Origin of the sequence: Pseudoroseomonas sp. WGS1072 (genome assembly GCF_049340465.1) — a bacterium.
Classification (GTDB): Bacteria; Pseudomonadota; Alphaproteobacteria; order Acetobacterales; family Acetobacteraceae; genus Pseudoroseomonas.
Genome location: NZ_JBMPSU010000001.1, coordinates 384,480 through 396,770, shown reverse-complemented (window position 1 = coordinate 396,770; position 12,291 = coordinate 384,480). Strand labels below are relative to the sequence as shown.

Genomic DNA, 12,291 nt, shown 5'->3' with positions numbered 1-12,291 from the left:
AGCCATGTCAGCCGGGCAGACGTTCTATGTCCGCGCCGACCCCGGCGAGCTTGCGCTCGATCCGCTCATAGCCGCGGTCGAGGTGGTAGACGCGGTTGACCACCGTGTCGCCCTGCGCCGCCAGCCCGGCGATGATCAGCGAGACGGAGGCGCGCAGGTCGGTCGCCATCACCGGCGCCCCGGTCAGGCGGGAGACGCCGCGCACGATGGCCGAGGAGCCGTGCGCGTTGATCCGCGCCCCCATCCGCGTCAGCTCCGGCACATGCATGAAGCGGTTCTCGAAGATCGTCTCGGTGATCATCGAGGCCCCCTCGGCCACCGCCATCAGCGCCATGAACTGGGCCTGCATGTCGGTGGCGAAGCCGGGGAAGGGCTCGGTCACGGCATCGACGCCGCGCAGCCCGTCCACCCGCTGCACGCGGAGCCCGGTCTCCTCCTGGATCAGCTCCACCCCGGCCTCGCGCAGATTGGCCGAGACGGCGCCGAAGATCTCGAGTCGCACCCCCTCCAGCAGCACCTCGCCCCCGGTGATGGCGGCGGCGCAGGCGAAGGTGCCGGCCTCGATGCGGTCGGGCAGGATCGGATGGGTGGCGCCGCCGAGGCTCTCCACCCCCTCGATCACCAGCCGGTCGGTGCCGATGCCGTCGATCCGCGCGCCCATGGCGGTCAGGCAGCGGGCGAGGTCGCAGATCTCGGGCTCGCGCGCCGCGTTGACCAGCGTGGTGGTGCCGCGCGCCAGCGTCGCGGCCATCAGCAGGTTCTCGGTCGCGCCGACCGAGACCTGCGGGAAGAGGATGCGGGCGCCGCGCAGCCCCCCCTCGGGCGCGCGGGCGTCGATATAGCCGCCCTCGAGGTCGATGCTGGCGCCCATGGCCTCCAGCCCCTTGAGGTGCAGGTCCACCGGCCGGGTGCCGATCGAGCAGCCGCCGGGCAGCGACACCCGCGCCTGGCCGTAGCGGGCGAGCAGCGGGCCGAGCACCAGGATCGAGGCGCGCATCTTGCGGACCAGGTCGTAGGGCGCCTCGAACTGCGTGGCGGCGCCCTCCAGCAGCAGGCGGCGGCCGGCGGTGTCGTGCTCGACGCGCGGCCCGTGCTGGGCGAGCAGCTGGCGCATGGTGGTGACATCGGCCAGCGCCGGCGCGTTGGTCAGCACCAGCGGCTGATCGGTCAGCAGCGCCGCCGCCATCAGCGGCAGGGCGGCGTTCTTGGCGCCGCCGATGGCGAGGCTGCCCCTGAGGGTGCGGCCGCCGCGGATGCGGATGCGGTCCATGCGCCTTACTCCCTTACTTCCTTGCGCCGCTCAGAGGCGCGGCAGCGCGACGCCGCGCTGGCCCATGTACTTGCCGCGGCGGTCGGCATAGGACACCTCCGGCGCCCCGGCCCCCTGCAGGAAGAGGAACTGGCAGATCCCCTCATTGGCGTAGATGCGGGCCGGCAGCGGGGTGGTGTTGGAGATCTCGATCGTCACCTGCCCCTCCCATTCGGGCTCCAGCGGCGTGACGTTCACGATCAGGCCGCAGCGGGCATAGGTGGACTTGCCGAGGCAGATCACCAGCACGTCGCGCGGGATGCGGAAATACTCGACCGTATGCGCCAGCGCGAAGGAGTTGGGCGGGATGATGCAGGTCGGGCCGCGGCGGGTGACGAAGCTGTCCTCGGCGAACTTCTTCGGGTCCACCAGGGCGTTGTCGACGTTGGTGAAGACCTTGAACTCGTCGGCCAGCCGCGCGTCGTAGCCATAGGAGGAGAGGCCGAAGGAGATCACGCCCTCGCGCCGCTGGTTCTCGACGAAGGGCTCGATCATGCCGTGCCCCGTCGCCATGCGGCGGATCCATCTGTCGGGCATGATGGGCATGGCGGCGTCCTGGCACAAGGGCGGGCGGCAACGGGGGCGGGCGGCAAAGGCGGGCCGGGATAGCGCAGCGGGCTGGCCTCGGCAACCGAGGGCCGGCGAGGGCGACCGCGTCAGTCCCGCGGCTTGGGCGGGGCCGGCTCGGCGGGGGGTGGGGGATCGGCGCGGCCGCGGCTCTGCGCCTTGCGGCGGCGGAGGTTCTCGCGCAGCGCGGCGGCCAGGCGGGCCTCGCGCTCGGCCCGTGCCTGCTCGGCGGGAGAAGGCGGCTTGCCGGGGGACTCGGTCATCGTCGGGTGCGGGGAAAACGGCCGGGGAAGGGGCGGCTGGTGCTGCTGGACAGGATTGAACTGTCGATCTCTCCCTTACCAAGGGAGTTGCGGAAACACCAGCCACTTTCATGGGGTCCCTTAACCTTTTGTTATTACTGTAGTCGCAAAGACTCGATCGTTAGCCTTCAAGGCAGTTAGCGGCAGGATTGTGCCCGCCATAGCGGTTCTGATTGGCACACAGTTGACACAGCACCGGCGCCTCAACAAAGGGCTGCCCGGTGCCCTCAGGCGGCCTAGGTTCACAGCCAGGCCGCCTGCCGCGGCGGACTCTAGCACCTCAAAGAATCCTTTGGCGGGACGGCACCGCAAAGTCTCAGCTTAGTGGACTTGTTCACCTGCGTCTTTAGACCAGGCCCCGCGTAGGCCCGCTTATAATTTCAACACGCCGATAGCCGAAGCTGCCACGTCAGCCGCCTCTAGTTGATATCGTCGCCTCCACGACACAGGGCCCGCAGACCATCATATGAGCCGCCCGGAGTCCTCGTAGGGGTCAGAGCCCGACGGCCCTCCGTGACGGGCTTGTGCCGACAGGGCTCCGTCTAAGCTGCAATTAGAGCGGGACTACATGAATGTTGCCATAAGTAGACCATGAGTCCTCTTCGGCGGCTGCTTGCCGCCTTCTGCCACCCTTGGATGCTCCCGGCTGAGTTGGTGCCGGAGCCAGTGCTTTCCCCTTGTCGGCCGCTCTTCCTGGTTTAGAGACAACGATCTCCACACCGGCGGCAGCCACAGATCACCGACACGTGAGCTTAAGCTATACTGTGTCGGCGGACATCAGGTTCGACAGCGGGTGGTCTGTCTTCGACAAGATCTCACCATCGCTGCTCTGACTTTGGAGCCTGTCCGTGGCCTTCCGTGCCGCTGACGGATTGCCGGGCAGCAGAGGGCCATGGTCAAGAGCCGAGAACCTTCGGTGACGTGCCTCGGTGACAAGCGCTCGGCGCCAAGCGGATCCTCTTTAGCCGTCAGCTTTCCGCCGCCTCATTTGCAGCCAGCAAGTTTGGCTACCAATGAGACGACCCATGTTTCCCGGCGGGGATCAGGAGGTGACCTCATCAAAGCGTGCGATGGCTTTTCGGATAGCGGTCTTCGCGGGGTTGTCGTGGCCTTTGGAGATGAGGTCGAGACATTGGGTGAGTAGAAGCCGTATGGCTTCCGGCTTTATCGGCAGCGGGCGCTGTAGTCCCTGTAGCGCCTGAGCGATGATGCGTGCGTCCTTTATGTCTCTCGGCCTGATCGTCTCCTTCAGCAGCCGAGTGAGCATGTCAACCGCGGGGCCCTGCGGGCGTACATATGCCTTCTCAGTGGAAGACAAGCGTGCCTTATAGAGTGTCACCTGGGCGGGGATCGCAGCCGCGTCGCATTCGATGAACGTCAGGAGGTCCTGATTCGACATGCCAGCAGCCCGGGCAAAGAACCGGATGGGCAGCCAATCATTTCCTGGCACCTCAATCGCGCACCGGACATAGTCCAACGGATCGGCCGTTAGCTGGTTAGCGAGGAAGTCACGCTGCATCTCTGAGCGCATGACAAGGCCTTTCTTCGACGCGGATTTGGACGAGGTCTTGACGTCACCGATGAGGCGGAGAGCCGGTGCACCCGCCTTCTCAACGAATTCACCCTCCTTGATGAGGCTAAGACCTTTGATGATGTCCTCGTCCAGTTCGATGGTCCGCTTGCCGTCAAGCAGTTGCCCCTCGGCAAGATCGGCAATCATCGCGCGATCCGGGCCCAGTGCCAGAAGGCGCTGGACCATCGGCAGGATGTCGGCTCGTGCCTGAGCATCTCGGGCGTCCAGCATCGCTCGCAGGTCGGCGTAACTGATCCGCGTGGATTGCCCTGGATAGCGGAAGAAGATGTCGCCCTCTCGGATATCGCCACCGCCTTCATTTTTGGTTGCGATGATCGGACGGCTGGGGTGCTGCTCAACATGCAGAACACCCACTTTCTTGCCGCCTACCTCGAACAGGGCCCGCTGGAGCCGAGGCGTCGGATTGAAGGTGGCGCGCAGCCGCCGTGCGATCTCGGCAGGATCTGTGTTGGCGAAGTCATCTGTAGCTAGTCCGACTACAGGATGCGCGCCATCTGGGTCCTTATCGCCCACCCCGAAGAAGACGTACCCACCCCGGTTGTTGGCCAAGGCCGCTGCCGCTCGCAGCCAGGGCGCCGGATGCTTGAGTCCGAAGCTCGTCTTGCATTCGGCCTGATCCGTCTCTCTCAAGCTCAGGCGCCACACACCCTTAGCGCCCGTGATAAACATCCGCCGCAACGACGTGTCAGACAACGGGCTAGAAGCTTCGGCCTCTGCTGGAGCAACATCCAATGGCACATCTGTGGATGGCTTGTGGCTGGCAAGGAATGCATTCAGATCCTCGTCGGAGGCCCGGCAAATGCCCGATGAGTTGCTATACCTGCCAGAGGCAATGTCGGTTATGCGTCCTGTGTTCACTGCCCGCCCTGGACGATTGAAAAAGAATTGGATGTCCCGGTTCTTCATGCCGCGAGCTAGAGGCTGTTATGGATCTGCGGCGAGTTGAGCGGCCTGCTTGAGCATGATGCAGGCGAAGGCGACGAGGTGGAGATCGGCAAGGGTGCTGGCGTAGCGCTCGTAGTCCCTTACCAAGCGCCGGAAGCGGGTTGCCCAGGCGAATCAGCGCTCAATCACTCAGCGCCGCGGCAGCAGCACGAAGCCGCGCTTGGCGTCTGGCAATCTGACCACCTCCAGTTCGATGCCGGGGGCCTTCGCGGCATCGGCTGCTTTGCTTCCCGTATAGCCCTGGTCAACATAGGCCAGATCGACGCTCTGGCCTGTGGAGGCCTGCACTGCTTGGGCAAGCCGCCCAACCTCGGCCCGGTCGTCGACACTGGCGGGCGTGACGTGCAACGCCAGCAGATGCCCCAGCGTGTCGACCGCCAGGTGCAGCTTGGAGCCCTTCTTGCGCTTGGCACCGTCGTACCCGGCGCGGGTTCCGCTTTCGGGTGAGGAGCGCAGCGTCCGGCTGTCTAGGATCGCAGCACTGGGCCGCGCCTTTCTCCCCGCGGCGAGCTGTAGCACCGTGCGCAGATCCTCGGCCAGCGCCTCGAAACACCCCGCCGCCCACTAGCGCTGGGCCTGCTGGTACACCGCGGCCCAGGGCGGCAGGTCGTTCGGCATCCAGCGCCAGGGCGCGCCGGTCTTCACCACGTAGCGCAGACCGTTGAACACCTCGCGCAAGCTGTGCTCACGCTGTTGAGCATCCTCGGACAGCAATGTCAGGTAGGGCGCCACCAACGCCTATTTGAACCGCCCCGGGTTCCCCGGAGGCTCCAACTCTTGAGAAGGTGGAGCCATGACGAAGAAGACTTCGAACCGATATTCGCCTGAGGTCCGGCAGCGGGCGGTACGGATGGTGCTGGAGCATGGAGGCGACCATGCCTCGCAATGGGCGGCGATTGGCTCGATCGCGCCCAAGATCGGCTGCACGGCGGAGACGCTGCGCGGCTGGGTGAGGCAGGCCGAGCGCGACCAGGGGCTGCGGCCTGGCCCAACCAGCGCGGAGGGGGAGCGGATCAAGGCTCTGGAACGCGAGGTCCGCGAGTTGCGGCAGGCCAATGAGATCCTGCGCAAGGCGTCGGCATATTTCGCGTTGGCGGAGCTCGACCGCCGCTCGAAGCCATGATCGCCTTCATCGACGATCATCGCGAGGTCTACGGTGTCGAGCCGATCTGCAGGGTGCTGCCGGTCGCCCCGTCGACTTACCACGCCCATGTCGCCCGGCGCACTGATCCGGCCAAGGCCTCGCCCCGCACCCGGCAGGATCGGGTGCTCATGGAGAGCATCCGACAGGTGCATGCGGCCAATTTCGGGGTCTATGGCGCCCGCAAGGTCTGGCGGCAGCTCGGCCGCGAGGGCATCGTGGTGGCCCGCTGCACGGTGGAGCGGCTGATGCGTGCCATGGGCCTACGGGGTGCGGTGCGCGGGAGGGAGATGAGGACCACCGTCTCTAACCCGGCCACGCCGTGTCCGCTGGATAAGGTGAACCGGCAGTTCCGGGCGTCGGCGCCGAACGTGCTGTGGCTGTCGGATTTCACCTACGTCGCGACGTGGCAAGGGTTCGTCTACGTCGCCTTCGTCATCGACGCCTTTGCCCGCCGCATCGTCGGCTGGCGGGTGTCACGGGCGGCCAGTGCAGGCTTCGTCCTCGACGCACTGGAGCAGGCCATCCACGACCGGCGTCCCGTGAAGGGCGGCCTGACCCACCACAGCGACCGCGGGTCGCAATATGTCAGCATTCGGTACACGGAACGGCTGCTCGACGCCGGGATCGAGCCGTCCGTCGGGAGCGTTGGTGATTCCTACGACAACGCACTGGCCGAGACGGTGATCGGACTGTTCAAGACCGAGGTCATCCGCCGCCGCGGCCCGTGGCGGTCGCTGGAAGCCGTCGAATACGCCACCCTCGAGTGGGTGGCCTGGTTCAACATCCACCGCCTCCTCGAGCCGATCGGAAACGTCCCTCCCGCCGAAGCCGAGGCGCGTTACTATGCTGCGGGGGATGCACCAGCCCTGGCCGCTTAACCCAAACCAACCAGCCTCCGGCAAACCCGGGGCGGTTCAATTCGTCGTCGGAAACGTCAGAGGGGTAGGGCTTGCGGGCACTCATGCCGCGCAGCCTGATCGTTACCCAGCCGCAGGTCCATAACAGACTCTAGCCCGTTATCCCCGACGTACTGCTCCATCACGTTCCATTCGAACTTGAACTGGGACGTCGTCCTGGATGGGTACATCTCGGCTTCTGCGTCACGAAACGCCTGAACAAACTTAATGAATGCATTTTTGAAAAGCAAAATGTCCGACGAGCTCTTGACCGACCATGGAAACTCGCCATTCAGCTCCCAGCCAGTACGAATGTAGATCACAGGCTCGTTTGATTGTGCTGCCAGGATGGCCCTGGCTGCATCCTTGTAGTGGCTGTCGAACGCGCCCGCTGCTGCCTCGGCGAGTGTTGCCTTATCTTGTGGTGAGGGAACGGGACCCCAGTCGCTACCAGTCCAAGAAGGCGAAGCATCGTTCTCGACTGTAAGCGGAACCGACCAAAAAATCGTTGCATCGCTTCCGGCCCACATATTTGCGTAGTGGTTCACGGATGCCTTGAAGTCGGACCAATGCGCCATTCCTGTGGAGACATAGATAAGGTCGGGGGAAGTGCCACCCATGTAGTTTGTGTACTGATCCAAAACCGCAGGATCGTTACCAACGTACACACCATTAAGGGTCATAACTGCTCCTTCGCCCGGTGCGCCTCCTGGCGCGTGACCCGGGTGCGTTGGTTCCGCCATGGCCTGTGCCCTGACGGGGGAACACGCGGGATCACGCGGCATTGGCCGCGCGCTTGGTTTCCGCGTCGGACGCCCGCTCCTTTTCGAGCCAGGGCAGCGGTCGTCGTGGTGTTGACAAGGAAGGCCGCTCTATCTTGGACTTGGCAATTTCCAGGAATACCGCCTTATGACGGCCGGCAGCATTCCGTTACAAAAACCCTATAATTATTAATGGTTAAGATTTATTTAACTCAGGGTTGATATTTGCTGGATGAGACGCTCGTGCCCGAAGCAGGCTTCGGATCACGTTTCTGTTATAATCGGTAGAAGATACTAAGAACGCTATCCGGGATCGGCCTGCTTTGGCTCGTCAAGCGGCCATGAAAAAGTTCGGCTGCGCCAAGGTGAATGCCTGATAGATCTTTTGCCTGAAATCTCATCAAATAAAATTTGTCTAATTTATATTGACTTTCTCTCCAAATGTTCTCAAATGGCCTTCAGTCGCTGCCTCAGCGATTGGTATGTGATTCGAGTGTGATCAGAGCCTCAGCTCCCGTTCGCTCCCGAACCACGTCCCGCCGAGGAATGCTTCCCTGGCCGCTGGGTGGGAAGCCCCAGTCGTGCCCTCGATCAGTCGTCCACTATTTACAACAGGTGGCGGTGGAGCAGGGGCAGTCCGGGCGGCGCCAATCACCTGCGGCGGGCTGCGGAAGCTCGATAGAGAAAGCATCGGCGCGCCGTTCCGAGGGCGAGCCGGAAACCGATTGGACGACTGATCGTGGCTCTGAACACCGTTGATACCGACGCCTCGGATGTAGAGATGGCCTCCGGAACTCCCGCGCAGGCCATGACGCCGAACAGATGGGCGGCCGCCCTGGCGACGTCCGGTGGCTCGGGGTCCTCCTTCATCTTTGTCCGCAGCGACGAGGACCATGGCCCCGAACTCTGGGTGAGCGATGGCACAGGCGCTGCGCCACGGTTGCTCAGGGACATCTGGCCGGGGCCGCACGGCGCCGACATTGCCAACATGACCCGGCTGGCCGACGGGCGCGCCCTGTTCACCGCCCAGGATCCGGACCACGGCTATGAACTCTGGGTCACGGACGGCACGGCTGACGGAACGTCGCTGCTCTACGACATCAATGACGGCAGTGGCACTGAGGGGCCTGCCATGTTCACTGCTCTCGCGGACGGGCGGGTTGCCTTCGTCGCCAGCAACGCTGCCCATGGCAAGGAGATCTGGGTCACGGACGGCACCCGCGACGGCACGAATCTGATGCTCGAGATGACGTCAGGCGCCGAAGGCACGCGCTTCTACGGTCCGATCCATGCATGGCCGGACGGCCGGTTCGTCTTCAGCACCCTCGAATCCACGACCGGTCCGGCCACCAAGGCCACGCTCTGGGTGAGCAACGGGACCGCCGAGGGTACGGTGGCCCTGTCGGACCTGCGGGAGCAGAGCGTCATGCTGGCGGATGGCCGCCTGTTCCTCGATAACGGCAGCCACATCACAGTGACGGACGGGACGCCCGAGGGCACCCGGATCATGGAGGGCACACCTGGAACGGATGGCGCCAGGCTTCTGAACCCCATCGGCGAGGACGGGATCCTGTTCCGTATCATCGCCGAGGGTGCCTCGGCCACGAATGCAACAGCCAGGGACGCCGTCAGCTACTTCGTGACAGACGGAACCAGCACGCATCTCCTTCTCAAGGTTGACCTGACAGCGAATCTGAGCAACGCCGTTCACGACCTCGGCGATGGCAAGACCCTGTTCAAGGTGACCGTCGACGGCGCGGAGCAGATCATCGTCACGGATGGCAGCGCGGAGGGCACGGGGACGCTCCTGTTTGGCCAGGAGGCGAGCCAGGTCGGCAACGTGGCTTCCCTCGGCGATGGCCGCGCGCTCATCATCAAGGGATATTCGGAGGAGACGCGCAGTCTCCTGCTGGTCGATGGCATGGGCACGACCGAGATCCTGAGTGGGAGCGACGTACCGAGAAACCTGTCCGCCGACAGTGTCACGAAACTCGCCGACGGCAGCTTCATTTTCCAGGAAGCCGCCTGGGGGATCTCGGACGCCGTGATCTGGCGCACCGACCTGACAGCCGAAGGCACCCATGTCGCACCCGAACTGGCGGGCATCCAACTGGGCAAGAACTTCCTTGAGCTCGGCACCGCTCCGGTTGTTCCCGAGACGCCAACTGACCCGCAACCGCCGACCCTGCCGCAGCACGACTGGTCATCCGTGTTGCCGCTGTTCGATGTGGCCTACTACCTGAAGAACAACGGTGACGTGGCGGCCTCCGGCGTCGATCCCCTCCAGCACTTCCTGCAGTTCGGCGCCGCCGAGGGGCGCGATCCCAACAGCCACTTCGACATCTCCTTCTACCTCAACCAGAACCCGGACGTGCTGGCCGCCGGCGTCAGTGCCTTCGACCACTACATGGCCTCGGGCTGGAAGGAAGGCCGCGACGCCAGCTTCTCCTTCGACGGCGCCGCCTATCTGACGGCGAACGACGACGTGGTGAGGGAGGGCCTGAACCCCCTGCTGCACTACCTGCTCCATGGTGAGGCCGAGGGGCGCGACGCCATCCAGGCGACGCCGCACGCGACCGGCGCGCAGAACCCCCTGGTCGATGCCACCTTCTACTACGCGACCTATACCGATGTGGCGAAGGAAGGCGTGGACGCCACGCAGCACTACATGGACTTCGGCTGGCAGGAGGGGCGCGACGCCAACGCCTTCTTCGACACCGACTGGTATCTGGCTCGGTATGATGACGTGCAGAAGGCGGGGGTGAACCCCCTGGAGCACTACCTGCAATTCGGTGCGGCGGAGCACCGAGGCCCGAGCGCGGCCTTCGACGGGGACGCCTATCTAGCCCGTCATGATGACGTTGCCCAGGCCGGCCTCAATCCGTTGGCCCACTACATCCAGCACGGCCAGTTCGAAGGGCGGGATATCTTCCCGGCCTGACCTCTGAAGACAGGGCCGCTCCGCCTCGTCGGCGCAGCCCTGTCCTCATCCTTCAGCGGAAGCAGGTGAGGCGCAGCGAGGCAGTTTGGCGCAGTCATGACCGAAGCGGTCCCTGTATTCATCTGACGTGATTCAACTGTGGAAGGGCACAGGTGAAGAGGCGCGGCGTGACCGTCTTGTCGTGCGCAAGCAGCACGATGGTAGTGTCGTCGCCGGGCGCTCGACGACCGGGACATGCACCCTGATAAGCGCATGGACACTTCGAAGAACCTCGTTCTTGACGCGCCAATCTGATTCTCTGGCTCTGATCAACGGAGGCGGTAGGAATGGCGAGGCAACCCGGCTTCTTCGATGTTGATGAGCGGTATGCGGCGCTATCTGCTGCGGGTGATCCGCTGGAGCGGCTTGCAGCGGTGGTCGACTTCGAGATCTTCCGCCCCGTGTTGGATGCAGCCCTGGCGCGGTCGGACCGTAGCCGCGGCGAGCGTCCGTCCTATGACGCTGTGCTGATGTTCCGCGTCCTGGTGCTGCAGGCGCTCTACGGTCTCTCGGACGATCAGGCCGAGTTCCAACTGCGGGACCGGCTATCCTTCATGCGCTTCGCGGGCCTTGCTCTGCACCAGGCGGTGCCGGATGCCAAGACGATCTGGCTCTATCGCGAACAGCTCAAGCAGGCCGGTGCCATCAAGGGCCTGTTCCGCCGCTTTGACGAGGTGCTGGCGTCCAAGGGTTATCTGGCCATGGGCGGGCAGATTATCGACGCTACGATCATTGCCGCACCGCGCCAGAGACTCAGCATCGAGGACAAGGCGACAATCCGGGAGGGCGGTACACCCGAGGACTGGTCGCCAGCCAAGCGGGCGCAGAAGGACCGGGATGCCCGCTGGACGCTCAAGCGCGGCAGGACCAAACCCAAATCAGAAGGCCATCAGCGGCAGGCCATCCAGATCGCGGTGCCTATCTTCGGCTACAAGAGCCACATCGGCATCGACCGACGGCACGGGCTGATCCGTTGCTGGACGGTGACCAATGCAGCCCAACACGACAGCCGCAGCTTTGCTGGCCTGCTGGACTCCTGAGAACACCGCCAGCCGCGTCTGGGCCGACACCGCCTACCGCACCAAGCGCAATCTGGAAGCGCTGGAACGGCGCGGCCTGAGCAAGCGCATCCTGTTCCGCCGACCACCTCGGCGCGAACTCTCTGAGCAGCAGGCGAAGGCCAATGCCTCACGCGCCCGGATCCGCTCGGGTATCGAGCATGTTTTTGCTGCTCAGAAGCACCGCATGGCGCTGTTCGTCCGCACCATCGGCATGGCCAGGGCGCGGGTGAAGATCGGCATCGCCAATCTGGCCTATAACTTCACCCGCCTCGCCTGGCTCAACAGCCGAACTGCGCCCGCATAGCCCGGCGGCTCCACAAAGAGTGGCGCCAGCGGCGCCAAGCCCATCATCCAGCTCCATCAGCAGGGGCGCGTCACGACCGGACACAACCATCCCGCTCCCAACGGCCATGCAGCAGCGGATATTTCGAGGTGTCCATCTGCGAACGGACAAGTTCAAAAATGATGTCTTTTGAATACAGTATTACAACATTGCTTTGTTTGACTGTCGCCCCTGATAAAGCGGAGGGCTAATAAACCAGATCAGCCTCTAGGACCTTACAAATCCTCGGTGAACTTCGTGATCGGCTAGAAAGTCCCTGTGGCCCCATTCTCCGGCGCCCGGATGGAACCGCATTTAAATCCGTTGACGAGTTCGGCAGCCTCATGAACCAGCAGCTAAGGCTCACGGCGGAAGCTGCTGGGCTGCCTAAACCCGAGGAGATTAGCCTT

Annotated in this window: 7 protein-coding genes, 2 pseudogenes and 1 other annotated feature; of the genes and pseudogenes, 3 read left to right on the top strand and 6 right to left on the bottom strand. The window is 64.1% G+C overall.

All coding sequences use genetic code 11. The annotated features are described in order from the left end of the window. Positions 1-7: 7 nt before the first annotated feature. The 5 genes and pseudogenes from murA to ACF3NH_RS01875 form a co-directional block, all read right to left on the bottom strand. Positions 8-1,270: a UDP-N-acetylglucosamine 1-carboxyvinyltransferase gene (murA, locus tag ACF3NH_RS01895; protein WP_198366044.1), complete on the bottom strand. Its 1,263-nt coding sequence runs from the start codon at positions 1,268-1,270 to the stop codon at positions 8-10. A 30-nt stretch (positions 1,271-1,300) separates the two neighbouring features. Next, the gene (gene dcd, locus ACF3NH_RS01890; RefSeq protein WP_422921657.1) at positions 1,301-1,855 is read right to left on the bottom strand and encodes a dCTP deaminase; all 555 of its coding nucleotides are present in this window, start codon (positions 1,853-1,855) and stop codon (positions 1,301-1,303) included. A 110-nt stretch (positions 1,856-1,965) separates the two neighbouring features. Beyond that, positions 1,966-2,139: a hypothetical protein gene (locus ACF3NH_RS01885; RefSeq protein WP_422921656.1), complete on the bottom strand. Its 174-nt coding sequence runs from the start codon at positions 2,137-2,139 to the stop codon at positions 1,966-1,968. Between the two features lie 1,081 nt (positions 2,140-3,220). Beyond that, positions 3,221-4,678 carry an AlbA family DNA-binding domain-containing protein gene (locus ACF3NH_RS01880; RefSeq protein WP_422921655.1) on the bottom strand — a complete coding sequence of 486 codons (1,458 nt, stop codon included), beginning with the start codon at positions 4,676-4,678 and terminating at the stop codon, positions 3,221-3,223. An 18-nt stretch (positions 4,679-4,696) separates the two neighbouring features. After that, positions 4,697-5,452 (bottom strand): annotated as a pseudogene (locus ACF3NH_RS01875) (IS5 family transposase). A gap of 58 nt (positions 5,453-5,510) precedes the next feature. Between ACF3NH_RS01875 and ACF3NH_RS01870 the strand changes: the two are divergent. Beyond that, a protein-coding gene (locus ACF3NH_RS01870) for an IS3 family transposase (RefSeq protein WP_422921654.1) occupies positions 5,511-6,739 on the top strand; the annotation gives its coding sequence in 2 pieces (ribosomal slippage) (positions 5,511-5,808 and positions 5,808-6,739; 1,230 coding nt in all). After that, positions 5,795-5,911, top strand: a sequence feature (AL1L pseudoknot). (Overlaps the previous gene by 117 nt.) A gap of 56 nt (positions 6,740-6,795) precedes the next feature. Here ACF3NH_RS01870 and ACF3NH_RS01865 read toward each other — a convergent pair. Continuing rightward, a complete protein-coding gene (locus ACF3NH_RS01865) occupies positions 6,796-7,440 on the bottom strand; it encodes a hypothetical protein (protein ID WP_422921653.1) in 645 nt (214 codons plus the stop codon). An 817-nt stretch (positions 7,441-8,257) separates the two neighbouring features. Here ACF3NH_RS01865 and ACF3NH_RS01860 point away from each other — a divergent pair. Further along, positions 8,258-10,459 (top strand): hypothetical protein, encoded by a 2,202-nt coding sequence (locus ACF3NH_RS01860; protein ID WP_422921652.1) that lies wholly within the window; start codon positions 8,258-8,260, stop codon positions 10,457-10,459. 326 nt (positions 10,460-10,785) lie between these two features. Then, positions 10,786-11,863 (top strand): annotated as a pseudogene (locus ACF3NH_RS01855) (IS5 family transposase). The last annotated feature ends 428 nt before the right edge of the window (positions 11,864-12,291 follow it).